The 23,812-nt window shown below is 74.2% G+C and carries 24 protein-coding genes; 11 read left to right on the top strand and 13 right to left on the bottom strand.

What is annotated here, in order from left to right; translation table 11 throughout:
• Positions 1 to 2 precede the first annotated feature (2 nt).
• Entirely contained in the window at positions 3 to 656 is a 654-nt protein-coding gene (locus NUM_RS15840) for a response regulator (RefSeq protein ID WP_263975128.1), read from the top strand.
• Positions 657 to 871: 215 nt separating this feature from the next.
• Here the strand turns inward: NUM_RS15840 and NUM_RS37215 are convergent, their stop codons facing one another.
• The 3 genes from NUM_RS37215 to NUM_RS15825 all read right to left on the bottom strand — a co-directional run bounded on the left by NUM_RS37215 (position 872) and on the right by NUM_RS15825 (position 4,504).
• Positions 872 to 2,863 carry a sensor histidine kinase gene (locus NUM_RS37215; protein ID WP_225918617.1) on the bottom strand — a complete coding sequence of 664 codons (1,992 nt, stop codon included), beginning with the start codon at positions 2,861 to 2,863 and terminating at the stop codon, positions 872 to 874.
• A gap of 90 nt (positions 2,864 to 2,953) precedes the next feature.
• Positions 2,954 to 3,748 carry a S1 family peptidase gene (locus NUM_RS15830; RefSeq protein ID WP_207125601.1) on the bottom strand — a complete coding sequence of 265 codons (795 nt, stop codon included), beginning with the start codon at positions 3,746 to 3,748 and terminating at the stop codon, positions 2,954 to 2,956.
• Between the two features lie 135 nt (positions 3,749 to 3,883).
• Positions 3,884 to 4,504 (bottom strand): TMEM175 family protein, encoded by a 621-nt coding sequence (locus NUM_RS15825; protein WP_207125600.1) that lies wholly within the window; start codon positions 4,502 to 4,504, stop codon positions 3,884 to 3,886.
• Between the two features lie 16 nt (positions 4,505 to 4,520).
• On the opposite strand from NUM_RS15825, the gene NUM_RS15820 reads away from it, so the two are divergent.
• Entirely contained in the window at positions 4,521 to 4,856 is a 336-nt protein-coding gene (locus NUM_RS15820) for a hypothetical protein (RefSeq protein ID WP_207125599.1), read from the top strand.
• Positions 4,857 to 4,883: 27 nt separating this feature from the next.
• On the opposite strand, the gene NUM_RS15815 is transcribed toward NUM_RS15820, so the two are convergent.
• A complete protein-coding gene (locus NUM_RS15815; protein WP_207125598.1) occupies positions 4,884 to 5,351 on the bottom strand; it encodes a MarR family winged helix-turn-helix transcriptional regulator in 468 nt (155 codons plus the stop codon).
• Positions 5,352 to 5,430: 79 nt separating this feature from the next.
• Between NUM_RS15815 and NUM_RS15810 the strand changes: the two genes are divergently transcribed.
• Genes NUM_RS15810 through NUM_RS15800 form a run of 3 tightly spaced genes read left to right on the top strand, consistent with a single transcriptional unit; the run spans position 5,431 to position 7,995 of the window.
• Positions 5,431 to 6,819 carry an MFS transporter gene (locus tag NUM_RS15810; protein WP_207125597.1) on the top strand — a complete coding sequence of 463 codons (1,389 nt, stop codon included), beginning with the start codon at positions 5,431 to 5,433 and terminating at the stop codon, positions 6,817 to 6,819.
• Positions 6,816 to 7,292: an SAM-dependent methyltransferase gene (locus tag NUM_RS15805; RefSeq protein WP_207125596.1), complete on the top strand. Its 477-nt coding sequence runs from the start codon at positions 6,816 to 6,818 to the stop codon at positions 7,290 to 7,292. Before NUM_RS15810 ends, NUM_RS15805 begins: the two co-directional genes overlap by 4 nt.
• 46 nt (positions 7,293 to 7,338) lie before the next feature.
• Positions 7,339 to 7,995 carry a class I SAM-dependent DNA methyltransferase gene (locus NUM_RS15800; RefSeq protein ID WP_370466999.1) on the top strand — a complete coding sequence of 219 codons (657 nt, stop codon included), beginning with the start codon at positions 7,339 to 7,341 and terminating at the stop codon, positions 7,993 to 7,995.
• A 39-nt stretch (positions 7,996 to 8,034) separates the two neighbouring features.
• Here NUM_RS15800 and NUM_RS15795 read toward each other — a convergent pair whose 3' ends face one another.
• Entirely contained in the window at positions 8,035 to 8,823 is a 789-nt protein-coding gene (locus NUM_RS15795; protein WP_207125595.1) for an alpha/beta fold hydrolase, read from the bottom strand.
• Between the two features lie 121 nt (positions 8,824 to 8,944).
• On the opposite strand from NUM_RS15795, the gene NUM_RS15790 reads away from it, so the two are divergent.
• Positions 8,945 to 10,141, top strand: coding sequence for a PucR family transcriptional regulator (locus NUM_RS15790; RefSeq protein WP_207125594.1), 1,197 nt, complete (start codon positions 8,945 to 8,947; stop codon positions 10,139 to 10,141).
• A 114-nt stretch (positions 10,142 to 10,255) separates the two neighbouring features.
• On the opposite strand, the gene NUM_RS15785 is transcribed toward NUM_RS15790, so the two are convergent.
• Both NUM_RS15785 and NUM_RS15780 read right to left on the bottom strand, forming a co-directional pair.
• Positions 10,256 to 10,840, bottom strand: coding sequence for a helix-turn-helix transcriptional regulator (locus NUM_RS15785; protein WP_225918606.1), 585 nt, complete (start codon positions 10,838 to 10,840; stop codon positions 10,256 to 10,258).
• A 339-nt stretch (positions 10,841 to 11,179) separates the two neighbouring features.
• Complete coding sequence (locus tag NUM_RS15780; RefSeq protein WP_207125593.1) at positions 11,180 to 12,565, bottom strand: multicopper oxidase domain-containing protein; 1,386 nt, start codon at positions 12,563 to 12,565, stop codon at positions 11,180 to 11,182.
• A gap of 152 nt (positions 12,566 to 12,717) precedes the next feature.
• On the opposite strand from NUM_RS15780, the gene NUM_RS15775 reads away from it, so the two are divergent.
• Positions 12,718 to 13,209: a DUF2249 domain-containing protein gene (locus tag NUM_RS15775; protein WP_207125592.1), complete on the top strand. Its 492-nt coding sequence runs from the start codon at positions 12,718 to 12,720 to the stop codon at positions 13,207 to 13,209.
• 77 nt (positions 13,210 to 13,286) lie between these two features.
• On the opposite strand, the gene NUM_RS15770 is transcribed toward NUM_RS15775, so the two are convergent.
• Positions 13,287 to 13,586 (bottom strand): DUF2249 domain-containing protein, encoded by a 300-nt coding sequence (locus NUM_RS15770; RefSeq protein ID WP_207125591.1) that lies wholly within the window; start codon positions 13,584 to 13,586, stop codon positions 13,287 to 13,289.
• Positions 13,587 to 13,799: 213 nt separating this feature from the next.
• Between NUM_RS15770 and NUM_RS15765 the strand changes: the two genes are divergently transcribed.
• The 4 genes from NUM_RS15765 (at position 13,800) to NUM_RS15750 (ending at position 16,572) form a co-directional block, all read left to right on the top strand.
• Positions 13,800 to 13,949: a DUF6104 family protein gene (locus NUM_RS15765; protein ID WP_225918616.1), complete on the top strand. Its 150-nt coding sequence runs from the start codon at positions 13,800 to 13,802 to the stop codon at positions 13,947 to 13,949.
• Positions 13,950 to 13,990: 41 nt separating this feature from the next.
• Positions 13,991 to 14,716: a helix-turn-helix transcriptional regulator gene (locus NUM_RS15760; RefSeq protein ID WP_207125590.1), complete on the top strand. Its 726-nt coding sequence runs from the start codon at positions 13,991 to 13,993 to the stop codon at positions 14,714 to 14,716.
• 291 nt (positions 14,717 to 15,007) lie between these two features.
• Positions 15,008 to 15,418, top strand: coding sequence for a metal-sulfur cluster assembly factor (locus NUM_RS15755; protein ID WP_225918605.1), 411 nt, complete (start codon positions 15,008 to 15,010; stop codon positions 15,416 to 15,418).
• The gene (locus NUM_RS15750; RefSeq protein WP_207125589.1) at positions 15,418 to 16,572 is read left to right on the top strand and encodes a hypothetical protein; all 1,155 of its coding nucleotides are present in this window, start codon (positions 15,418 to 15,420) and stop codon (positions 16,570 to 16,572) included. Before NUM_RS15755 ends, NUM_RS15750 begins: the two co-directional genes overlap by 1 nt.
• 37 nt (positions 16,573 to 16,609) lie before the next feature.
• On the opposite strand, the gene NUM_RS15745 is transcribed toward NUM_RS15750, so the two are convergent.
• From NUM_RS15745 to NUM_RS15725, 5 genes are read right to left on the bottom strand one after another with little or no spacing between them, the layout of a single operon-like run.
• A complete protein-coding gene (locus tag NUM_RS15745; protein WP_207125588.1) occupies positions 16,610 to 17,401 on the bottom strand; it encodes an SMP-30/gluconolactonase/LRE family protein in 792 nt (263 codons plus the stop codon).
• Positions 17,402 to 17,407: 6 nt separating this feature from the next.
• The gene (locus NUM_RS15740; RefSeq protein ID WP_207125587.1) at positions 17,408 to 20,719 is read right to left on the bottom strand and encodes a discoidin domain-containing protein; all 3,312 of its coding nucleotides are present in this window, start codon (positions 20,717 to 20,719) and stop codon (positions 17,408 to 17,410) included.
• Positions 20,720 to 20,741: 22 nt separating this feature from the next.
• The gene (locus tag NUM_RS15735; RefSeq protein WP_207125586.1) at positions 20,742 to 21,926 is read right to left on the bottom strand and encodes a mandelate racemase/muconate lactonizing enzyme family protein; all 1,185 of its coding nucleotides are present in this window, start codon (positions 21,924 to 21,926) and stop codon (positions 20,742 to 20,744) included.
• Positions 21,927 to 21,936: 10 nt separating this feature from the next.
• Positions 21,937 to 22,887: a glycoside hydrolase family 88 protein gene (locus NUM_RS15730; protein WP_207125585.1), complete on the bottom strand. Its 951-nt coding sequence runs from the start codon at positions 22,885 to 22,887 to the stop codon at positions 21,937 to 21,939.
• Entirely contained in the window at positions 22,884 to 23,705 is an 822-nt protein-coding gene (locus tag NUM_RS15725; RefSeq protein WP_207125584.1) for an IclR family transcriptional regulator, read from the bottom strand. Before NUM_RS15725 ends, NUM_RS15730 begins: the two co-directional genes overlap by 4 nt.
• Positions 23,706 to 23,812: the final 107 nt, after the last annotated feature.

The following is a 23,812-nucleotide window of genomic DNA, read 5'->3' as shown; positions in this document are numbered from 1 at the left end:
GCGTGGCGCAGACGATCCGGGTACTGGTGGTCGACGACCACCCGATGTGGCGCGAGGCGGTGGCCCGGGACCTGCGCGCCGCCGGGTACGACGTGGTCGCCGACGTCGGCGAGGGCAGCCGGGCGGTACGGATCGCGCCGGCGGTGCGGCCCGACGTGGTGGTGCTCGACCTGCAGCTGCCGGACCTGCCCGGCGTCGAGGTGATCCGCGGCCTGCTCGCGGTCCGGGCGCAGGCCCGGATCCTGGTGCTGTCGGCCAGCGGCGAGCGGCAGGACGTGCTCGACGCGGTGAAGGCGGGTGCGGTCGGCTACCTGGTCAAGTCCGCGGGCCGGGACGAGTTCCTGGCCGCGGTGGCGAGCACCGCGCAGGGCGATCCGGTGTTCACGCCGGGGCTGGCGGGGCTGGTGCTGGGCGAGTTCCGGCGACTGGCCCGCGCCGACGAGCCCGGCGACGAGGACGCGCCCCGGCTCACCGACCGGGAGACGGAGGTGCTGCGGCTGGTGGCCACCGGCCTGTCGTACCGGCAGATCGCCGAGCGGCTCACCCTGTCGCACCGCACCGTGCAGAACCACGTCCAGAACATCCTGGGCAAGCTGCAGATGCACAACCGGGTCGAGCTCGTCCGGTACGCGATCGAGCACGGCCTCGGCGACTGATCCCGCGACGGGCGTCCGCGACGACCGCAGTCACCCCGACGGTGACCAGTGATGGCGCGGCCGCGGACCACGGCGGCGGACCACGGTGACCAGGAGCGACGCCGCGGACCGCGATGACCAGGAGCGACGCGGCCGCGGAGCGCGATGACCAGGGGCGACGCGGCCGCGGAGCGCGGTGACCAGCGGCACGGGGTGCGATCACGGCGTGGCCGGGCTCAGCGGCGGGGCACGCGCAGCTCGACCTCGGTACCCGCACCGGCGTCGCTGCCGATCTCGGCGCTGCCGCCCAGGTTGCGGACCCGACCGACGATCGACTGCGCGACGCCGAGCCGGCCCTGCGCCGCCGCCTCGGGCAGCCGGCCGGCCGCGATGCCCACGCCGTCGTCCCGGATGCTCACGCGCACCTCGCGCGGCTCGTCGTCGACCAGTACCCAGGCCCGCGCGGTCTCGCCGGCGTGCCGGCGCACGTTGTCGAGGGCGGCGATGACCGCCGCGGCCAGCTCCCGGGCCCGGCGCGCCGGCAGCAGCACCGGTTCGGCCGGCAGCGCGAGCTGCACCCGCGCCGACTCGTACGGGGCGAGCAGCACCCGCAGGTCGATCTCGCCAGTCTCCGCGGCCGCGGCGTCGGCACCGGCGATCAGCCGGCGCAGTGCGTCGCCGTGCACCTTGGCCAGCTCGGCCAGCCGGGCGCCGTCCGGGCCGAGCTCCGGCCCGTGCCGGGCGACCAGCGCGAGTACCTGCAGCGCACCGTCGTGGATGGGGCGGGCGAGCCGTTCGCGTTCGGCGACGGCGGCCTGCCGGCGGATCTCCTCGGCGGCCCGCCGCTCGGCCCGCCTGGTCACCAGCACGTCCGCGCCGTACAGCGCACCCACCGCGGCGGCCGCGACCAGCAGCCCGGTGGCCGCCGTCGCCAGGTGGTGCACCGGATTGAGGTAGCTGGACTCGGGCAGCCCGTCCGCGCCCAGATAGGTCGCCTGCAGGATCTGCTGCCCCGCGTAGACGAAGACGGCCACGAGCGGCCCCAGCGCCATCGGCAGCTCGGTACGCTGCGCGACCGTCGCCGCCGTGCTGCCCGCCAGGGCGGTCGCGGTGGCGCACAGCCCGACCAGCAACAGCGTCCCCGGGCCCGACTCGTGCTGGTAGCTCAGCTTCTCCGGCGCACCGCCCGTCGCGGCGACCGCGATGAACAGCGCGACCGCGCAGAACACCGCGGCGCCGGCGGCCAGCGGCACCCGCCGCCGGCTCGCCGCGCCGGCCGCGCCCAGCGCCACCCCGAACAGCGCGGCGCCCCAGCGCAGCGGGGTCTCCAGCGCCAGCGCCCAGACCGCGAGCAGCATCGGCGCGGCGACGGCGAGCTGGACCACCGCGACGGTCAGCCCCGCCGCCGCGCCCCACCGTCCCGCCAGCCCGGCCGCGGCGAGCCCGGCCAGCAGGACCAGGGCGCCGGTGACCCCCGCGACCGCGGACGGGTGCCGCAACAGCGCACTCAGGGTCACCCCCAGGATCCGGGACATCCGCGCCTCGGTCGAAAGGTTCGGCACCACCAGGGCGGCCGCGGCGACCCCGGCGGCCAGGACCGGTCGGACCCGGCGCCGGGGCACCGGCGGCTCGGCGGGCGCCGGTACCAGCGCCGAACCAGCGAGCACGGCCGGGACGGTGCCGGCGAGCGCGGCGACGCTGAGCCCGACGTGCCAGGCGCCCAGCGCCGGTACCCGCAGCAACCAGCCGGCGCCGACCATCGCCGCGCCGGCCAGCAGCGCGCCGGTGCCGGTGCCCGCGACCACGGCACCCCAACCGGGGTGCCCGGACCGGAACAGCCAGCCCGCCGCGCCGAGCACGCCGATGAGCGCCACCGGGGCCGCCGCGCCGGAGGCGCAGCTGGCCAGGAACCAGGCGGTGGCGGGCAGCTCCGGATGCCCGGGCAGCTCGGTGACGACCATCGGCAGGCTCAGGGCAACGCCGGCAAGGACCAGCCGCGGCCAGTGCCGGGACCAGATCACCGCGAGCACGGTGGCCACCAGCAGCGTGCCGCGCAGACCGACCCACTGCCACCACAGCTGCGCCGACACGGCCGGTGGAGCGCTCAGCACCGTCGACACCGGCGTCGTCGAGGAGGCGCCGACCGCCAGCAAGAGGCAGCCGCCGGCGCAGGCAGCCAATGCGCGGGCCAGTCGCTGCACGGGCAGGCGGGGCACCGCGATGGGCATCGTCACGCGCAGATCCTCCTCCACGGCCGTCCGAGCGGGGAGCCCGATCCGGGGGCCGGCCGGCGACGGCCGACCCCCGGGCGGTACGGATCAGCCGAGGTGGCCGGTGATCCAGATCAGGTTGGTGTCGACGCGCGAGGTGGTCTCGTCGCCGGTGTGCGGGCAGTCCGGCCCGGTGCTCTCCACCCCGACCAGCACGTCACCGGCGTCGGTCTCGGCGAAGTACGGCGCACCCGAGTCGTACGGGCAGGCGCTGGTATCGGCGGACGGCTGGTAGCCGGCGACGTACACGTCCTGGCTGTCCAGCCCGGTCACGGTGAACCGGCCGGTCTGCAGGTGGTCGACCGGCGCACCGTCCGCGCTGGTCGCACCCCAGCCGGTGAGCCGCAGTACCTCACCGGTGTGCGGGGCGCCCTGGGCGAGCGCGATCGGCTGTACGTCGGTGACCGGCGTGGCGAGCTTGGCCAGCGCGATGTCGGTCGACGGGTCCTGCCGCACGTCCACCACGTCGACCACGTGGCCGGTCGTCTCCGACAGATCGGTGCGCCCCACCGTGGCGGTGGTGCTCCCGTACTGCGGTGGGCCGCTCACCGGGTTGCGGTTCACGTCGTGGAAGCAGTGCCCGGCGGTGACCACCCACTGCGGCGCGACCAGCGCTCCGGAGCAGGCGCTGTCGTACGTCGAGCCGTCCGGGCGCGGGATGTCGGTCATGGTGAACTTCACCGAGAATCCGTACGCCCCCTCCGGTGCCGGATCGCCGTGCGCGACGTGCGGCACGACCTTCGCCTGCGCCGGCAGCGAACCCAACCCGGCGGCCAGCAGTGCCGCCGCACCGGCCACGGCGAGGATCCGCCGCGGCCAACCGTGTCCTCGTCTGCTCTGCACTCTCGGTCCTCCTCGTCGGTGATGTCCTGCGAGGAAGATCCTCCCGGCGCCGAGCGCCGCGCAGCAGAGTGCGCGCACTCAGATCCGGCTGGGTACCCCTGCCGCCCGGGTCTGAGTACGTCGATGCCCGAGCGGCTAGTGCTCCACGTTCGGCCAGCGGCGGCGGATCAGGGTGGTCGCCTGCCCGCCCAGGACGAGCAGCAGCAGCGGGAAGTAGCTCAGCGCCGGGACGAGCACCGACAGCAGCAACGCGACCCCGTCCACCACGGCGTCGACCGCCGCGGGGAGCACGCTCGGCCGGTGCGGCGCGCCGGGCGGCCGCTGCCGCCGGACCGCGGCCGCGAGCAGCGCCAGCAGGACGGAGCTGACCAGCAGCGACCCGATGTAGAAGATCTTCGTCGCGACCTGGTCGCCGGTAGCCGACAGCAACGCGGTCGGGAACGGCAGGAACACGATGGTCAGCGTCCACGCGATGAGGAACCAGAACAGGTCGACCCGGTCCTCGACCGCGCCGCGCACGATCCGGTGCTGGGCCCGCCACAGCCGGGCGATGACGACGAAGCTCAGCGCGAAGGCGCCGAACCGGCCGGCGTGGTCCCGGACCACCTGCCAGACCGAGTCGCCGGAGTCGATCTCGCCGGCCAGGTCGACCAGCGGCAGGACGAGCAGGGTGAGCGCGATGGCCACGGCCGCGTCGACGAAGGTCAGCAGCCGATCGAGGTCGCGACTGCGTTCGGTCGAGTCCGGCGACAGCACGCCGGAACCCTACCGTATGCGGCTGCGCCGGACCCGGGCCGGCACCGGTGGCGACGACGCCGCGCCGGGCGCGCGTCGCGGCTGCCGCCGGCACGGTCGGCCACGCCGGTGCGCGCGACCCGGTCGCCGTGCGCGCGACCCGTTCGCCGAGCCGGCGAGCCGGGAGGCGAGCCGGGAGGCGAGCCGGGTTCGCCGGCGACGCCGGCGGGACATCGCGGCGCTGCTCGCCGGCTGGACCGAGGACGATCTGGCCATCCTCGGCGCGATGTTCACCCGGTACAACCGAGCTGTGGCCGCCCGCTACCTCGACGCCGACGCCCCGCTCCCGGACCGCGCCGAGCCGCGCCGCTGACCGACCACGGGGGTGTCGGCCCCGGGCTCAGCCGCGTAGCCGGCGGGTCTGGTCGTCGAGGATGGCGTTGGCCTTCTCGGTGAAGTCGAGCAGCACGGCCAGCTGCCGGTCCGAGTACGACTCGATCAGCTCGCGGTACGCGTCGCCGAGCGCGGCGAACGTCGCCGTCAGCCGTTGGTACGAACCGTCCGGGCGCAGCTCGACGAGCACCTGCCGGCGGTCGTCGTCGGCACGCCGGCGACGGACGAACCCGGCCCGTTCCAGCCGGTCGATCGCCGCGGTGATCGCGCCCCCGCGGGAGAGCCCGACGGCTTCGGCCAGCCGCCCGGCACTCATCGGGCCGTTCTTGTCCAGCAGGCCCAGGCAGGTCACGTCGGTGACGTTGATACCGACGGCCGAGGCGACCGCGGCGTGGAACAGCACCCCTCGGCTCGCCGCGACCCGCGCCTGTTCGGACAGCGCCGCGACCTGGGCGGCGCGCGCAGCACCTGACACAGGTGAATTCCTCTCTATAATAGAGAGAATCTAACTCAGAGATTCTCGCACCTGACCGGAACAGGATAGGAGAACGATCGTGGCCGTCGCGCTCCCCACGCCCACCCCGACCCGGCACCGCTGGCCGGTGCTGGCACTGCTGCTCACCGCGGTGTTCCTGGACCTGCTGGACGGCACGATCGTCGGCGTCGCGCTGCCGCGCATCCGCGCCGACCTGGCCGCCGGGCCCGCCACCACGCAGTGGATCCTCGCCGGGTACGCCCTCGCGTTCGCACTGGTGTTGATCCCCGGCGGCCGGCTCGGCGATCTCGTCGGCCGCAAGCGGGTCTTCCTGGTCGGCATGATCGGGTTCGGCGCCGCCTCGGTCGCGGCCGGCGCCGCGACCGGCCCCGCGACGCTGATCGCCGCCCGGTTGGCGCAGGGCGCCTGCGCCGGGCTGATGGTCCCGCCGGTACTGGCGATGATCACGGTGCTGTTCGCCGGGGCCGCCCGGGCGACCGCGCTGACCTGCTACGGCATCGCGTTGAGCCTGGCCAATGTGAGCGGCCCGCTGCTGGGCGGCGTGCTCACCGAGTACGGGCCGTTCGGGCTCGGCTGGCGCAGCATCTTCCTCGTCAACGTACCGGTGGTCGTCGCTACCGCGGCCGGCTGCCTGCGGTACCTGCCCGAGTCCCGGTCGACACTGCCGCTGCGGCCCGATCCGGCCGGCACGGTCCTGCTCGGGCTGGCCTCGGTGCTGGTCCTCGTCCCGCTCGTCGGTAAGCGGATCGGCTGGCGGCTGGCCCTGGCCGCACCGGTACTCGTGGCGTTCGTGGCGGTGCAGCGGCGGCGCGGCGGGCACGCGCTCGTCCCGCCGGTGCTGTTCCGGCACCGGTCGTTCGCCGTCGGGCTGGCCGTACTCGCGATGCTGTTCGCGGGAGTCGGGTCGGTGCTGCTGGTGCTCAGCTACGGGTTGCAGGACGGCTGGCACTGGTCCCCGCTGCGCACCGCGGCGATCGCGCTGGCCTGGCCGGTCGGCATCGTCGCGACCTCCGGCATCGCCCGGCGCGCCGCCGCCCGGCACGGCCGTACCAGCATCGCCGCCGGGCTGGCGCTGCTCGCGGCGAGCACGGCCGGGCTCGCGGCCGGACTCGACCGGTACGGCGCGGGATGGGTCACCGTCGGCCTGCCGCTGCTGAGCATGGGGCTGGGCATGGGCTTGTGCGTGGCCATCCTGACCGGTGTCGTCCTCACCGGCGTACCCGACGAGCATGCCGGCAGCGCCTCCGGCGTGCTCAACACGGTGATCCAACTCGGCACCGCGCTGGGCATCGCGGTCATCGGCGGCCGGTACTTCGCTGGTACCGATCCCGCCACGGCCATGCCGCCGGCGCTGGCCGGTACCGCCGGGGTGGTCGCCGGCGCCGCCGCGCTGGCGCTGCTGCTGCCGCGGCGGCGCGCGCCCGGGACGGATAGGCTCGGCCGATGAGCGAGCCGAACGAGATCGTGCTGCGCCCGGTGGCCCGCGTCGTCGGGGGCCGGCCGGAGATGTACGAGGACCACTGGTACGACGTGCGGGCGGTCATCCGCCTGGCCGAGCGGTTCGAGCCGTCGGCACTGCAGGGGCTGGCCGACTTCTCCCACCTGGAGGTCGTCTTCCAGTTCGACCGGCTCGACGAGGCGGACGCGCAGCGCGAGCCGCGGCCGCCGCGCAAGAGCCCGGACGGGCCGCTGCTGGGGGTCTTCGCGCACCGCGGGCCGTTCCGGCCCAACCGCCTCGGTGTCTCGGTGTGCCGGCTGCTCGCCGTCGACGGCCGCGACCTGCACGTGGCCGGCCTCGACGCGCTGGACGGCACCCCGGTGCTGGACATCAAGCCCTACCACGTCGAGTTCGGGCCGACCGATCCGGTGCGCCAGCCGGCCTGGGCAACCACGCTGATGGCCGAGTACTACCAGCCCTGACCGCACCGCGCGGCACGGCGGCGCCGGCGGGCGGGACAATGGCGCGGTGCCGAATCTCGACTCCGGTGCCGCGACCTGGCTGACCGACGTACGCACCTCGTACGACACGGTCGCGGGGAGCTACGCCGAGCTGATGCGCGACTCGCTCGACGCCGATCCGTACATCCGGATGGTGCTCGCGTCGTTCGCGGAGCTGGTGCGCGCCGCGGGTGGCGGCCCGGTGGCCGACGTGGGTTGCGGGCCCGGCCACGTGACGCGCCAGCTGGGCGGGCTGGGTCTCGACGCGTTCGGCGTCGACCTCTCCCCCGGCATGATCGAGGTGGCCCGGCGGGCGCATCCGCACCTGCGGTTCGAGGTGGGTTCGATGACCGACCTGGTGCTTCGCGACGGCTCGGTGACCGGGCTGATCGCCTGGTGGTCGCTGATCCATGTGCCGGACGACGAGGTTCCCGCCGTCTTCCAACAGTTCCGGCGGGTGTTGCGGCCCGGCGGGCCGCTGCTGCTCGGCTTCCACGTCGGCGACGGGTTCCGGCTCAAGACCCAGGGGTACGGCGGGCATCCGATGCGGGTGCGGGTGCACCGCCGGCGGCCCGGCCGGGTCGCGGAGTGGCTGCGGGAGGCCGGTTTCACCGTTCGGGCCGAGATGGTGCTCGCGCCCGAGGAGACCGTGCCCGGCGCGGTGCTGTTCGCCAGCCGCCGGTGAGCCGGGCAATCGTGCCGCTGCTGTGACCGGGCAGCGGATTCACTCGTCGCCGAGGTTCAGCAGCGCGCCGAGCAGCAGCTCGGGCGTCTCCAGCTGGGGCAGGTGCCCGGTGCTCGGCAGCAGGGTGAACGTCGCGGCCGGGATCGCCGCGGCGAGCGCCTTCCCGTACTCCGGGTCGACGATGCGGTCGCTCGCGCCCCACAGCACGTGCGCCGGTACGTCGATGCCGGCGAGCCGGCCGGCCAGGGTGGGGTCGGCCATGGCCGGCCCGGTGTAGCCGATCAGGGCGCGCACGTCCGGGCTGGGCCCGGCGGTACCGGCGGGCGGCGTCGGCGCGCGCCGCGGGTCGTGGAACGAGTACGTCCGGATCTCGGCCGTGGACATCCCGCTGACGTCGGTCATCGGGTGGCCGGGCACGTCGATCCCGATGCCGTCGACGAGGATCACCCGGCCGACCCGGGGGCTTGCCTGCAGGGCGATCTCGGCGGCGAGCCAGCCGCCGAACGAGTTGCCGAGCACGGTCACGTCGGCGAGGTCGAGCCGCTCCAGCAGCGCCAGGTACGCGCGGGCCAGCGCGGCGACGCCGGTCAGTGCCGGTGCCTTCGGGGTACCGGCGAAACCGGGGTGGGTGGGCAGCAGGACGCGGGTGCGGGTGCGCTCGGCGAGCAGGTCGGCGAAGCCGGCCATGGTGGCCACCCCGCCGCCGCCGTGCAGCAGCAGGAACGGCCGGCTGCGGTCCCGGTCCTGGAGGGTGATCTCGACGCCGTCGTCGAGCGGGACAGCGTGCCGGGTGGGCCGCGCGCTGCCGGTCGTGATCGAGCTGCTCATGGTGCCTTCTCTCGCCGCGGGCTTGTATCAGCAACCTTATATAAGGTTGCTGATACAAGCAACTCGCCGGCCCCGGCGATCACGCACGGTGCGGGGTCGACACGCCCCGTACCCTGTGCGGGTGTCCAGTACCGTCCCCACGACCACCAGGACGGCCGAGCGGGTCATCGAGCGCATGACCCCGGGCCTGCACGCGATGCTCGATCGAATGACCGACCGCCGGATCGCCGAGCTGCCGATGTACGCGTCGGCCGCGAGCGGCAGCCGCGACGTGGTGTGGAAGCTCGTCGCCGCGAACGTGCACGAGGTCTTCGACCGCCTCACCGGGCGCCGCGACGACCTGAGCGCCGCGGAACGCAGCGGCCGGCTCCGCGCCCAGCAGGGCCTCGCGCTGGCCGACCTGCTCACCTCGTTCCGGATGGGCTACGACGAGGTGTGGGAGGCGATGATCGCTGCCGCGCGCACCCCGCCGGCGATCCCCGCCGACGACATGGTCGACCTGTCGCACCTGATGTTCCGCCTGCACAACCAGGTCGGCGACGCGCTCATCCACGCCTACCGGGAAGAGGCCCAGCACATCCTGCTCAGCCGGGAACGCGAGCGCGCCGCGCTGGTCAACGTGTTGCTGTCCGAGACGACGAGCGTGGGCACCGTCATCGAGATCGCCGGGATGCTGCGGCTGCCGATGGACGGCACGTTCGTCGTGGTCGCCGCGGCGACCACGCTCGGCCAGGACCCGTTGCCCCGGGTCGACTCGTACCTGTCCGCGGTGGACGTGCCGTCGGTGTGGCACCTGCGGCAGGACGCGCTGGTCGGCCTGCTGTCCCTGGGCACCGCGGCGCGCAACGCCGTCGCGCTCGACGTGCTCGCCCGGCACGCCACCGGCCCGGTCGGCGTCAGCCCGGTGTTCGAGCTGCTGCGCCGCGCCCCGTGGGCGCTCGGGCTGGCCGAGCTCGTGCTGCAGCGGCACGGCGGCGTCGATCCGGTCGAGCAGTTCCAGGACACCCCGATGAACGTCCTGGTCGCCTCCGCCCCGTCCGCCGCGCAGGACGCGGCCCGGACCGTACTCGGTGGCCTGCTCGACCTGCCGGCGGAGCGCCGCGACATGCTGCTGCAGACGCTGACCGCCTGGGTCGAGGCGGGCGGGTCCGCGCCGGCCGCCGGCAAGCTGCTGCGCTGTCACCAGAACACGGTGCGGCACCGGCTGCACCGGATCGAGCTGATCACCGGTCGCAGCCTGACGCACCCGGGCGAGTGCGCCGAGATCGTGGCCGCCTGCCACGCCTGGACCCAGCTCCCGCACCCGCCCCAGCCCTGACCCGCTGCCGGGCCGAGCGACCACGGCGACGGCATGGCCCGAGCTGTGCCGGCCCGCCCCCCGATCGGGCCGGCACAGCTCGGGCGGGCCCCGGTCCGGCCGGGGCGTCGCCGGTCAGGAAACCAGACCGGCCCGGAACGCCCGCGCCACCGCGTGCGCGCGGTCGCTGACACCGAGCTTGCGGTACAGCCGGCGGGCGTGCGTCTTGACGGTGTCCTCGGCGATGTAGAGGTCGCGGCCGATCTCGGCGTTGGTCAGGCCGTCGGCCATCCGGCGCAGCACCTCCAGCTCCCGATCGGTCAGCGCGCAGCCCGGCCCGGCCGGCGCCGGCGTACCGTCCGGGCGCAGTGCACGCAGTCCGCGCGCCAGCGCGACCGCCAGTTCCACCCCATGCCGGCCGCCGCCGACCACACCGCACGCTCCTGCCGTCAGCACCCCGGCAACCAGCTGGGGGCTGTCCGCGCCGACCACCACCACCGCGGTGCGCGGACTGCGTTCCCGGACCTGCCGGACGAACGGGACGCAACCGGGCAGCACGCTGGCGCAGTCGACCAGTACCGCATCGGCCGGGTGCCGTGCCAGCCGGCCCAGCACGTCGTCGCCGGACGTCGCCGCGTACACGGTGCCGGGCCAGCGCGCGCGGGCCAGCATCCCCTGTACCGCCGGGACGTCGCGGGCGCAGACGACCACCGAGCGCACGGCCCGGTGGGTACCGCCGCGCGCGGCCGGGCGGGCCCCGTCGCCGGGTGGAGCCGGTGCCGGCACCGCGCTCGGTCGCCGGCGCGGCAGATCCGGCCCCGGCCGGCCAGCCAACGGCGACCCGGTCGGGCCACGGCCGGGCGATCGGCGACCGTCCCCGCCGGCACCGCCGGTCAGCGCCCTGGCCCCGACCTCGCCGCCCCAGACAGCCGTCACGGTGACCTCCGGCCTCGACTCGCGTGACACGTCGTACAGACTGACGACCGAGCGCGGCCGGAGTCGTTGGTCGCGGGGACACCGTTTGCGCCGCCTCGTTGTGCCCGGCGACACCGGACTGCACTACCGGGTGACGATCAGCGTGCCGGTGGCGCCCCGGTCGGCGTCGATCATCAGGTGGCTGAGGAACGGATAGTGGCCGGGCCCGGCCGGGGTGAACTCCACGAAACCGCCCTGGCCGGGTTGCAGCGCCAGCACCTGCGCCGCGCCCCGGGACCGATCGCCCGGGCGCACCAGGTAGCCGCCGTCGGAGAAGACGGTGTCGAACGGGGCGCCGACCACGTGGAAGTCGATGGGCCGGGTCAGCCCGGCGTCCACCACCCAGATGCGCACCCGGCCCTGACGCTTCACGGTGAGCGGCGCGTGCCGGTACTGGTCGTAGTAGCCGTTGAAGACCACGGCGTCCGGCGTGCCGCGGCGCATCTTGGTCGCATCCCCGGTACCACCCTCCGGCCCGAGGTAGAGCTCGGAACCGACGAGCACGTACTCGGCCGCCACCGGGCGCAGGTCGGGCGCGTCGATCACGACCGCCCCGTACATGCCGTTGCCGAGGTGCTCGATCATCGGCGCGGTGGCGCAGTGGTACAGGAAGGCGCTGGCGTGTCGGGCGGTGAAGCGGTAGACCAGCCGCTGGCCCGGACCGATCGTGCGCATCACCCGGTCGGGCGCGACCGAACTCGCGTGGAAGTCGATCGAGTGGCCCATGCCCGCATCGTTGACCAGGGTGACGACGAAGGTGTCGCCGACCCTGCCGTGCAGGGTGGGTCCGGGGACGGTTCCGCCGAAGGTCCACATGCGTTGGGTCACGCCCGGGGCCACGGTCAGCGTGCGGTCCCGGACGTGCAGCGTGACCCGGTGCACCCGGGGCCCGGCCGGCGGCAGCGTCGCCGGGCGGGCCCGGAATCCGCGTGCCGGTACCGCATCGGGGTCGATGGTGGCGTCGTGAGCGGCGGTCGCCGGCTGACCCGACACCTGGATCGTCAGGGTCATGCCGGCCTGCTTGTGGCCGGGCACGGTGCACCAGCCGGTCTCGCCGGCTGTGACGGTGCCCAGGTCGAGAAGCTGGCTACTGCCCGGGTTCAGCATCCGGGTGGCCGGTCCGTGCGGGAAGGCCAGGTCGTGCCGCACCGCACCGGTGTTGGTCACCTGCAGGGTCAGCCGGGTACCGCGCGGCACGCCGATGGTGGCCGGAACGATGTCCATGTCGACGAGGTGCACCGCCACCGTGCGCCGCGGCCCCGCCCGGTCCGCGCCGCGGTCGCCGGAGTGCCGGCCGACGACGGCGATCAGCACCACGGCGAGGACCAGTACGCCGACGATGGACAGGCTCACCAGCAACGGCCCGCGACCCCGGTCGACCGTACGGGCGCCGGCCGGTGCGGCTCCCCGCGGCGCGGCGTCGGCGGACTCCGCGGGAGCGGCCCGGTCTGGCGAGGTCCCGGAGGTCATTGCGCAGCGCCCCTCTCGTCGGTCGGCGGCGGTCACCGAGCCCTGGGGCGTGGGCTCGGTGACCCGTACCGTGCCGGTGCCGTGGCCGGCACCGTGGAGTAGTTTTCACTATGCAACTCGTAAAAACAAGTTCGCGAGTCGAGGAGCCTCCGATGCCCAGCGATCCGACCACGTCGGCACTGACCCACGTGCTGACCCGCGCACTGCGCGGCCTCGGCGAGGCCGGGTACCCCGACGACGCCAGCCGACTGGCGGCCACGGGCTGGGCGGCGCTGCGCCGGACCCATCCGACCGAGGCGAGACAACTCAACGGACTGCTGCACTACCTGGCCAGGTTGCCCGAGCGGACCGAGCCGGCAACCGACGAACCGAAGGAGTCGACGGTGACCACCGAGGACAAGCAGTTGGACGTGCGCGCCGAGATACCCGCCCGGCGGCACGAGCTGATCTTCGCCACCTACGCGGGGCTCGCGCCCGGCGAGGCGTTCGTCCTGATCAACGACCACGACCCGAAGCCGCTGTACTACCAGTTCTCGGCCGAGCACGCCGACGCGTTCAGCTGGGAGTACCTGGAGCAGGGGCCGGAGGCCTGGCGGGTACGCATCGGCCGGACCGGCGGGGAGCCGCAGACCGCCCAGGCGTGATCATCGCGGTACCGACCGTCCGCGTACGAGAGGGCGCGGACGGTCGCTGCACCTCGACACTCGACATTCGGCGCGGATCAGGACCGGTGCCGCCGGGTCACCTGCATCGCCCAGCGATCGGGCCCCTCCGACAGGTAGCGGCAACCGAACCGGCCCGGGTCGAGCCGATCGAGGCGGCGCCAGATCCAGCCGAGGTCGTACCGGGACCGCAACTCGATCCGGTCACCGGCGCGCAACCGCAGCAGCCGCTCGAAGAGCACCCCGATCGCATGGTCGGCCGGGAGCGCGTCGACGTCCACGATCGGCCCGCCGGCGGTTGCTCCCGGGTCCGGTGGCGGCGCCACCTGTCGGTCCTGGTGGGCTAGCACGAACCTCACCTCCCGCACGGTTGTCACCCGGCGCTTCGTGGCAGCCCGGCGATGGCGGCGTTCCTGGCAGGTGCACCCGGTCGGTCGGGCGAGTGCGCCGGAGCGTACCAAGTAAGTACGATGTCGATTGTATCTATGATCGGAGGGGAGGTGCCGACGGTGGGCTGGTCGGAATCTCACAGCCGCACCGGGCTCGACGCCGGCGCGGCCGAGTTCGACGAGCTGGTCCGGCGCCGCGGTGCGCAGCAGGTCGAACTGGCCGAGCTGGCCGAGCTGTTGCGCGACTTCGTGGATGCGCACCCGGAGTTCGAGGTGCCGATCGATCGGCTCGCCACCTGGCTGGCCCGGCTCGACGACGAGGACGACTGCTGACGCCGGTTGTTTCACCCATGCGTTCGTGTAAACATGGACGCATGGGGGCACGAGAGTCGTGGCGAGATGCCGACGCACCGACCGCGCTGGGGGGCAGTCGCGCCCGCGTGCTCGCCCTGCTGCAGGAGTCCGACCGGCCGCTGAGCGTGAGCGAGCTGGCCGAGCAGGTCACGCTGCACCCCAACACCGTCCGGTTCCATCTCGACGGCCTGGTCGAGGCCGGCACCGTCGAGCGCACCGTGGAGGACCGCGACCAGCCGGGACGACCCCGCACGCTCTACTCGGCGCGTCCCGACTCGGCCCGTGCCGGCCAGCGCAGCTACCGGCTGCTCGCCGAGATCCTGGCGAGCTTCGTGGCGGCCGAGACACCGCAACCCGCGCAGGCGGCGACCCGCGCCGGCCGGGCGTGGGGGCGCTACCTCGCCGAGCGGCCGGCGCCGTTCCAGCGGGTCGACGCCGACTCGGCATCCGCGCAGCTGGTCGCCACGCTGGACGACATCGGGTTCGCTCCCGAGTCGGTCACGGCCGGCCGGCGGCGGCGGATCCTGCTGCACCACTGCCCGTTCCGCGAGGCGGCCGAGCAGCACCGCGACGTGGTGTGCGCCATCCATCTCGGGCTGATGCAGGGCGTGCTCAGCGAGATCGACGCTCCGCTGACCGCCGATCGGCTCGACCCGTTCGTCGAGCCGTCCCTGTGCGTGGCCCACCTGGCCGCGGGAGGGGCCCGGCCGGCCGGTGGCCGGAAGCGTCGCGGCACCAGCCGCTGAGCCGTCCGTCCCGGCCACCGCACACCGGCCTCTCTCTCCCACCGGCTCGCCGCGGGCGCACCGCGTCCGCGCCGTGGCGTTGCGGCACCCTGCCGTTTCCTGCTAGCGCGCTACCGCACAGGGGCGATTCGACCGTGGCTCGGACGTCGGTGGCGGCCCCGAGCCGAAGGTCGGTGGCGAGGGCGGGCCGAGCCCGGCGCGGGGTTAGTTTATACTAGCGGCACTAGTAAAAACTAGCGGGACGACGAGTCCGCGGCGCGCCGGGTCATCGCCCCAGGAGGGTGTCGACCAGTGACCGCTCAACCGAAAGCCGAGCCCGACCCGCGTACACCGACCGCCGGCTACCGCACCGACGACCCGTTGTCGGTCACGGCGTGGCTGGCCGCCGACCAGCACGCCGCACCCGACCGCTGCCTGTACCGGGCACTGTTGCGCGAGGTCATCGACCCCGAGCTCGGCGTCAACATCGTCGACCTCGGCCTGGTCTACGACATCCGGGTCGCCGACGACGTGGCGCACATCCGGATGACCCTGACCACGCCCGGCTGCCCGCTCGGCGCGTACCTCGACGACGAGGTGCGCAGGTGTCTGTGGGGCGCACCCGGCGTGGCCGACGTCGACGTGCAGGTCGTGTGGGATCCGCCCTGGCGGCCGGAGATGATGAGCGACCGGGCCAGGGCGCAGCTGGGCTGGAAGCCCTGATGCCGCGGACGGTCACGCCGGCCGCGCCCACCCGGCGCCGGCCCCGCTGGGTACCGCCGCTGATGGCGGCCGCGGTGGTGTGCCTGCTGGTCGGGTTGTGGGCCGGCCTGCTGCACCTCGGCCTGGCCCTGCCCCCCGGCCGCGGCGGCATCGCCGCGACGCACGGCCCGCTGATGGTACTGGGATTCCTGGGCACCTTCATCGCGCTGGAGCGCGCCGTCGCCCTCGGCACCACCTGGGCGTACCTCGCCCCCGCGGCCACCGCCGCCGGCGGCATCGCGGTCGCGCTCGGCGCACCGGGCGGGCTGGGGCCGGTGCTGCTGACCGCCGGCGGGCTGGGGCTGGTCGCCGTGTTCGTGGTCATCCACCGGATCCAGCCCGCGCTGCACAACACGGTGCTGGCCGCCGGCGCCGCCTGCTGGCCGATCGCCGGCGCGCTGTGGCTGGGCGGCTGGGACGTGCCCCGGTTCGTACCGTGGCTGGTGGGGTTCCTGGTGTTGACCATCGCCGGCGAGCGGCTGGAGCTGTCCCGGCTGGTGGGTGCCACCGGTACGGCCCGCCGGTTGTTCGCCGGTGCCGCGGGCGTGTTCGCGCTCGGGCTGCTGGTCTCGCTGCCGGCCGCACCGGCCGGGGTCCGCATCGCCGGCGTCGGGCTGGTCGCCGTCGCCGGCTGGCTCGGCTACCACGACATCGCCCGTCGCACCGTGCGGATCGCGGGCCTGCCCCGCTACATCGCCGTCGCGCTGCTCACCGGGTACGGCTGGCTTGCCGTCGCCGGTGTGCTGTGGATCGTGATCGGCCGGATGGCCGGCGGGGCCGGCTACGACGCGATGCTGCACGCGATCTTCCTCGGCTTCGTGCTCTCCATGATCTTCGCGCACGCGCCGGTCATCGTCCCGGCAGTGCTCGGCCGCTCGCTGCCCTACCGTCCGGCGCTGTACGTCCCGCTGGTGCTGCTGCACGCCACGCTGCTGCTGCGCATCGTCGGCGGCGACCTGGCCGGCAGTCGCACCGCCTGGCAGTGGGGTGGTTCGCTCAACGAGGTGGCCCTGTTGCTGTTCCTCGCCCTCGCCGCCAGCCTGGTGGTGCAGGGCCGGCACGACCGCACCGCGCCACCCCGGTCGAGCCGCGCCGGCACCGTCCGGTCCGGCTGACCGATCCGGCGACCCCGCGGCCACCTGACCCGATCGGCTACGCCACCGGGATCCGGTACAGGTGGCCGCCGGTGCCGTCGTCCGCGCGGGCGGTGGTGACGTACAGGTGTGGTCCGAGCTGGAGCGGGCAGGTGGGGCGGGCGACCGGGGCGGGCAGCACGTCGGTGACCTTGCCGGCGGCGTCGAGGCGGGCGACGACACCGCCGTCCCACATCGCCACCCACACGCCGCCGGCGGCCGCCGCACCGATCCCGTCGGGCCGGCCGGGCAGGTCGCCGACGGTGGCGACCACCCGGGCGTCGAAGTCGTCGCCGCGCACCGCGAAGCGGGTCAGGGTGCGCGCGTACGTGTCGACCTGCCAGCCGCCGAGGCCGGTGTCGTCCAGGCACAGGCCGTTCGCGGCCCGTACCGCCGGGAGCACGACGCGGGTCGCGGCGCCGTCGACGAGCACCAGCGTGCCGACCTCGCTGCGGTCCCGGGACAGCAGCCCGGCCAGCACCCGGCCGTCGTGCAGCACCACCAGACCGTTGACCTGCCAGCGAACCGGGTCGTACGGCAGCCGGGCGAGCGTGGTCTCGCGGCCGTCGCGCAGCCGGACCAGCCGGGTACCGGTGGCCACCACCAGGCCACCGGTACCGTCCGGGCGGGCGGCGGAGATCGGCGCCTCGAGCCGGTACGACAGGACCGGCCGCGCGGTGGCGGCGAGCGCGCGGCGCCAGATCTCGCCGCGCGGCACGTCGACGTACAGCAGGCCGTCGTCGAGCCGGGTCGGCTCCTCGGCCAGCTCGTGCCGCGGTCCGGGCAGCGCCCGCCAGGTCGGTACCGGCATCGCGGCCTACCCGTGCAGCGACAGCGTCGCCGGGTCGGTGGAGACGCCGCCGGCCTCCACCCGGTAGCGGAACTCGGTGGTCAGGTCGCGCACCGGGATCGTCCACTCGTTCGGGTAGACCTCGTCGGGCAGCGACGTCCAGCTGGCACCGCCGTCCAGCGAGTAGTGCAGCGTGGCCGGCGACTCGGTGGCCGCCTGCACGTAGGCGTCGTAGCGGGACCGGTCCGGCTTGACCAGCAGCATCCCGCGCACGATCCCGATCGGGCTGTCGTCGTCGAGGTGGAAGCTGGCGTCACCGCTGGTCGGCTGGGCCGGGCGGTGCAGTGCCACGTCGAGCCGCACGCCGTCGACCACCACCGCGGTGATGCCCTTGCCGGAGACGCTGACCCGCAGCCTGCCGTCGCGCACCGTGGCCCGCTCGCGCCGGCCGTTGTCGCGGATCACCGTGGCGCGGTAGGTGCCGTGCGGGCTGATCCCGGACTGCGTCGCGCCGAAGGTCACGGTCGCGGTCTGGGCGCGGGCCGAGGCGTTGGTCAGGCTCAGGTACAGCTTGCCGTTGCCCTCCGCGGTGACCCAGTTGAGCTGCGGGTTGTCCAGCCGCACGATGCCGCGCGGCAGCCACAGCCACACGTTGCGGTCGCCGTAGAAGCGGCCCGGCCGGTGCCCGAACGTGTGGTACTTGAACCAGACGTAGTCGGCCTCGAACTCGCCCGGGAAGTCGATCGCGCCGCGGGAGCGGACGATCTGCTCGGTGACCAGCCAGTCGATCGTCATGCCCAGCTGCACCGGGATGTGCGTGTAGTAGATCGAGGCGATGCCGTACGGCCCCTGCACCGGGTAGTCGGGCTGCAGCTGCTGCGGCATGAACTGCCGGTTGTAGTAGCCCGGATAGTTCGTGTAGCGGCCCACGATCGAGTTCGCCGCGACCGTGGCGAGCAGTTCGTCGCCGGTGTGCCGGGCCAGCCGCAGCAGGAACGGCGCCCACGCCGGGTTCAGGGTGAAGCCGCCGCCCTTGTTGTCGTAGGTGCCGAGCGCCTCGAACGTGCCGCCGTTGGTCGACACCACCCAGTCCGGCACCGGTTCCGGCTCGACCGAGGTACGCGGGTAGTCGAACGCCGACGGCGGCTTCCACCTGTCCGCCTCGTGGTAGTACACCGGCGGGATCGGCGCGTCGATCGACCCGTCCGGTACCGGCCGGACGAACACCTGGGTGACGTAGCGGCGCGCCTCGGCGTGCGCCGCGTCGAGGTAGCGGCGAGCGCCGGACGCCTCGTACAGCTCCAGCAGTTCGGTCCAGGCCTTGGCGTAGAAGTACTGGAAGTCCGCCGGCCGCAGGTTCTCCGTGTACGGCTGCGCCAGTTCCTGCGCGAGGTAGTCGTCGGCGGCCCGCTCCGCGTCGCGCAGGTGGCTGCGGTCGCCGGTCAGCCGGTACAGCGCGAGCGGCGTGCTCCACGGGGTGCGCTTGAGCCAGTAGTCGTCCGCCGTGCCGGACTTGGCCAGCGCCAGCGCCCTGATCGCCGGGTTCCACCCGCCGGTCATCCGGTACAGCGGTACCAGGGTGGAGGCGTCGAACGGCACCGAACCCAGCTTGTACAGCGTCGTGTCGCCGTAGACCGGGAACCCCTTCTTCGGGGTCCAGCCGTAGCCGTTGCGGGACACGTGGAACTCGATGGTCGGCAGCGCCCGCTTGTCGTAGACCGCGTCGTCGCCGGTGAGCAGGTACGCCTCCAGCAGCACGCCGGCCGAGGTGGTACGCACGCTCTGGTCGTTCTCGATGTCGGCGAAGCCCTTGGCCCGGTTCCACCAGCCGCTGGGCGACGGGACGAAGTCGACCGAGTCGTCCTGCCCGCTGTCGTGCATCACCAGGTCGACCAGGTTGTACATGGTGTCGGTCAGCGACGTGTCGTAGATGTTCTGCCGGTAGTCGCGGTAGCCGTACTCGTCGCGCAGCAGCGCCTCGTAGGCCGCGGTCAGCGTGGCCGGTGCGGCGAGCAGCCCGACGGTGAAGCTGCGGGTCTGCCCGGCGGCGAGCGGCGCGCGCTGCCCGGCGTGCGGCTCGAACAACACCGGCCGTACCAGCTCGTCGTCGTCGCCCAGCGCGAGGCCGTACCGCTGGTTGTCCGGGCCGTCCTGGTGCTCGTTCTCGAACGGGATGTGGTCGGCGGGGACGTACATGCCGACGGTCATCGGCCGGCCGGCCGCGGCCACCTCGGTCAGCGCCAGCGGCGCGGGCAGCTCCCAGGTGGCGGTGGGTTCGCGGCCGAGCACCACCTTCGCGTGCTGCAGCGCGCCGCACAGCACCTCGTGCACGTCGTCCAGGCTTCGACCGCTGAACGACTGGTAGCCGACGATGTGGTCGGTGCTGGCCGCCGCGGTCAGCCGGTAGGTCAGCCGGGGGTCGTCGCCGGACAGGTCCCAGGTCACCCGGAAGTCGCCGACCCCGTCCGCGGTCCGGCCCAACTGCACCGAATGCGGCCCGGTACGGTCGATCCGGTCGAACGACACCCAGGTCAGGTCGGTGGTGTTGTAGTAGTCGCCGGGCGCCGCCCGGTCGCCGCGGCAGATCAGCCACTGCTCGTCGAACCGTTGCTCCGCACCGGTCACCGGCCGCCAGCCACCGGGCACCCGGACCGCGAGGTCGTGCACGTACGTGCGGCCGCCGTCCCAGCTGGCCTCGAGGAACGTGACCCGGTACCGGTCGTTGGCCAGCTGGCCCGCGGGCCGGAAGGTGAGGTTCGGTTTCGGCTGGTGCCGCAGCGGAACCGGCTGGTCGCTGTCGAACAGGTACACCTCGAAGACCCGGGCGATGCCGTCGCCCTGCGAGTTCGCCTCGGTGATCACCAACCGGACCCGCTGCGTGGTGGTCGGCGTCAGCGGTACGTGCGCGACCAGCTGGTCGTTGTCCGTCACCTCGCCGATCGTCGTCCAGGTGCCGGCCACGTCGGCCTCGACGGTGAACGCGCGTACGGCCGACTTCGCCTGGTAGCCGCCGGAGGAGTAGCCGCTGAACACGACCAGCCGGCGCACCTCGGTCGCCGCTTCCAGGTCGAGGGTGAGGGTGGGTTGCGGATCGGTGGCGAGCGACAGCCAGCGGCTGGCGTTGCCCATCGCGTCACCGTCGAGCACCTTGCTGGCGGGGTACGTGCTGTTCGCCGAGCTCGCGGTGGCCTTGACGATCGTGACCATGGCGCTGCCGCCGGTCTCGGCCGGTGCGGCGCTGGCGGGGGTGCTGGTGAGGGCGCCGGCCGCGGGTACCGCGAGGGCGGCGGCGCCGGTGGTCTTCAGGAACGTGCGGCGGGACGGCGACGAGGGGGACATTGGCGGTCTCCTTCTGCGGGGGTCAACGTCTGCTGCGCATGGTGCGAACCGTCGCCTCGTCGACGGTGACGCCGAGACCCGGTGTGCCGGGCACGCGCCGTACGCCGGCGCTCGGTGTGTCCAGGTCGGGGGCCACCGTGGCGAGCGGGTTGGTGCCGATCCAGTGCTCCATGATCGAGATGTTGGGCAGCGCGGCCGCGCACTGCAGGCTCGCGGCGAAGTGCACCGCGGAGCCGATGCTGACGTGCGGGGTGGCCTGGGCGCCGAACGCGTCGGCCAGTGCGGCGATCCGCATCGCCTCGGTGATGCCGCCGGCCCGGCACACGTCCGGCTGCAGGATGTGCAGGGCGTCCGCGCGCAGGAACTCCAACGCCTGGGCGCGGCCGGTCAGCGAGTCCAGCGCCAGCGGGATGTCCAGCCGGGCGGCGAGTTCCCGGTAGCCGTGCACGTTCTCGGGCGGGATCGGCATCTCGAAGAATCCGACGCCGAGCTCCGCCAGGCCGCGACCGACGGCGAGCGCCTGGCGCACGTCGTACGCGCCGGCGGCGTCGGCGAACACCTGCCCGGCCGGGCCGAACGCGTCGCGCACGATGCGCACCGACTCCAGGTCCGAGCGCGGGTCGACGCCGATCGCCACCTTCACCGCCGGCCACCCGGCGTCCCGCAGCCCTTCGGCCTCGGCGCGCAGCTCGTCCGCGGCGGCCCCGACGATCGGCCGGGCCGGGATGCCGGAGGCGTACACCGGGACCGCGCGGCGGAACGCGCCACCCAGCAGCGCGTGCAGCGGCTGGCCCAGGGTGCGGGCCCAGGCGTCCCACAGCGCGATGTCCACGCCGGCCAGCGCCTCCAGCCAGAACCCGGACGCGTGCCCGCGCACCCGCATCCCGGCGTACATCCGCTCCCAGGTCACCGTCACGTCGGACAGCTCGGTACCCAGCGCGATCGGCGCCAGCAGCTGCTCGACCAGCTCGGCGGCCACCTCCGGCGCGACCGGAGCCTTGCACTCGCCCCAGCCGACCACGCCGTCGTCGGACTCGACCCGTACCAGGCAGGTGTCGATCGTGGCGGAGTAGACGTAGCGACGGCGCGCCGGCGTCGGGTACCCGCCGATGTCGGCGCCGCTGTCGGCGCTCCAGGTGCGGGCACCCCAGTACGTCTCGGCGGGTCGGGCCCGCAGCGGGATCGCTTCGACGGCGGTGACCTTCATCCGGTGCCCCTCATGTGGTTGCCTCCCAGGCGATGTGCAGTGCGTCCAGCAGCGGGCCCTGGCCCCACGGGTACACGCCGGTGGCGGGCCGCGCGTAGCTCGGTGCGTCGCCGACCGGGGTGGCGGCGCTGACCGGCAGCGTGCCGTCGGCCCGGACGTCGGCCAGGGTGGCGGCCAGCGCCCGGTCGGCCAGCGCGCGCCAGGCCGGACCGAGCCGGCCGGCCGTCGCGGCGACCATCGGTGACAGGCTCGCCTCGGCCGGGCTGGCCGGATCGTCCACCACGGTGTGCCAGCGGCCGTCGGATTCGTTCCGGGCCAACGCATCCAGCAGCCGAGCCACCCGATCGGCGTGCTCTCGCAGGCCGACCAGCCCGTACAGCGCCCAGCCCTGGCCGCGCGCCCAGTGCACGCCGTTGGCCGTACCGGTGTCGACCCGGTAACCGTGGCTGAACAGCCCGGTGTCGTCCTGCAACACCCGCGCCGCCTCGGTGGTGACCCGGACCGCGTCGGCGTGCCGTCCGGCCGCGACCAGCCCGGGGCCGTCGGTGTGCAGGCAGTCCACCCAGATCAGCCGGCCGAGGGTGCGATGGTGCGGCCGGTGCACCTGCGGCCGGCCGGGCACCGGCCGGTCGGCGTCGGCGACCGCCCGGACGAACCGGCGCACCGGGCCGGTCACGTCGATCGCCGGCCGCAGTCGGTGCAGCTCCAGCAGTACCTCGACCGGCACGAGATGGTCGATCTCCTCGTCGGCGGGCGCGGCGAGCGTCGGCGTGACGAGGTCGGCCACCGCGTCGACCAGGTCCGGGCGGTGCAGCGTGCCGGCGGCGCGCAGCACGGCGCGCAGTGCCGGCCCCTCCCCGTACCCCCAGAGCTTGTACGGGTGGGTGAGGGCGCGGTCGGCGGCCAGGCCGATGAGCTCGCGCAGCTCGGCCCGGTCCACCAACCGCCCTGTCCTGGTCATCCGGCGGACTCCGGCGGTGCGGCCAGCGCCTGCGGGGGCAGCGCGACGGCGCGGTAGCCCAGCGCGGTACTGACGGTGTCGGCCAGCTCCAGCGCCGCCTGCCCCAGCTCGTCGCGCCGGTGCGACAGGTCGAGGGCGGACAGCGGCCCGGAGATCGAGACCGCGGCGACCACCTCGTTGCCGCGGTCCCGGATCGGCGCCGCCACGCAGGCCCGGCCGAGCGCGAGCTCCTCGATCTCGGTGGCGTACCCGCGGGTGAGCACCAGGTCGACCTCGGCGTCCAGCGCGTCGTGGTCGGTCACGGTGCGCGCGGTGAACGCGGTCAGCCGGTCGGCCGGCAGCAGCGCCCGGCGCCCGGCCGCGTCCAGCCCGGCCAGCAGGCTCTTGCCCAGCCCGGTGGCGTGCAACGGATTGCGCTGCCCGGTGAGGGTGAACGCCTTCGGCGCCGCCGGCCCTTCGGTGTTGAACAGGTAGAGCAGGTGGTCGCCGTCGCGGGTGGCGAGGTTGACGCCGAGGCCGAGCCGGCCGGCCAGGTTCTGCATGTGCTGGCGTGCCTCGCGGTACACCCGGGACTGGTTGGCCGCCGCGCCGCCGAGGGTCAACGCCAGCGGGCCCAGCCGGTACGCACCGGCACCGCCGTCGCGCACGACCAGATCGAGCGACTCCATCGTGGCCAGCAGCCGCGAGGTGGTGGACAGGCCGAGCCCGGCGGCGGCCGCCAAGTCGGAGGCGCGGATGTCGCCGTGCCCCTCGGCGAGCGCCCGCAGCAGCGCGGCGGCCCGTTCGACGCTCTGGTTCGGTGCCGGCTCGGCGGCCATGCATCACCTCGTGCGGTCATGGTGTCAACACCCACGGACCTTAGGCACCATGCTGCAAGCCGTCAACCGTTCTTCAGGATTACAGGCCCTGATTCTGCAAGTTGGCT

The organism is Actinocatenispora comari, from assembly GCF_017312725.1.
Taxonomy (GTDB): Bacteria; Actinomycetota; Actinomycetes; order Mycobacteriales; family Micromonosporaceae; genus Actinocatenispora; species Actinocatenispora comari.
Note: the sequence above shows the minus strand (reverse complement) of the source record. Positions and strands in the feature narration are given on the sequence as shown.

Excerpts from the sequence above, each read along its gene's own strand:
- NUM_RS37215 (WP_225918617.1), bottom strand. The coding sequence starts at position 2,863 with ATGCCCATCGCGGTGCCCCGCCTGCCCGTGCAGCGACTGGCCCGCGCA.
- NUM_RS15820 (WP_207125599.1), top strand. The coding sequence starts at position 4,521 with ATGCGGCTGCGCCGGACCCGGGCCGGCACCGGTGGCGACGACGCCGCG.
- NUM_RS15805 (WP_207125596.1), top strand. The coding sequence starts at position 6,816 with ATGAGCGAGCCGAACGAGATCGTGCTGCGCCCGGTGGCCCGCGTCGTC.
- NUM_RS15795 (WP_207125595.1), bottom strand. The coding sequence starts at position 8,823 with ATGAGCAGCTCGATCACGACCGGCAGCGCGCGGCCCACCCGGCACGCT.
- NUM_RS15780 (WP_207125593.1), bottom strand. The coding sequence starts at position 12,565 with ATGACCTCCGGGACCTCGCCAGACCGGGCCGCTCCCGCGGAGTCCGCC.
- NUM_RS15775 (WP_207125592.1), top strand. The coding sequence starts at position 12,718 with ATGCCCAGCGATCCGACCACGTCGGCACTGACCCACGTGCTGACCCGC.
- NUM_RS15760 (WP_207125590.1), top strand. The coding sequence starts at position 13,991 with ATGGGGGCACGAGAGTCGTGGCGAGATGCCGACGCACCGACCGCGCTG.
- NUM_RS15750 (WP_207125589.1), top strand. The coding sequence starts at position 15,418 with ATGCCGCGGACGGTCACGCCGGCCGCGCCCACCCGGCGCCGGCCCCGC.
- NUM_RS15745 (WP_207125588.1), bottom strand. The coding sequence starts at position 17,401 with ATGCCGGTACCGACCTGGCGGGCGCTGCCCGGACCGCGGCACGAGCTG.
- NUM_RS15740 (WP_207125587.1), bottom strand. The coding sequence starts at position 20,719 with ATGTCCCCCTCGTCGCCGTCCCGCCGCACGTTCCTGAAGACCACCGGC.
- NUM_RS15735 (WP_207125586.1), bottom strand. The coding sequence starts at position 21,926 with ATGAAGGTCACCGCCGTCGAAGCGATCCCGCTGCGGGCCCGACCCGCC.
- NUM_RS15730 (WP_207125585.1), bottom strand. The coding sequence starts at position 22,887 with ATGACCAGGACAGGGCGGTTGGTGGACCGGGCCGAGCTGCGCGAGCTC.
- NUM_RS15725 (WP_207125584.1), bottom strand. The coding sequence starts at position 23,705 with ATGGCCGCCGAGCCGGCACCGAACCAGAGCGTCGAACGGGCCGCCGCG.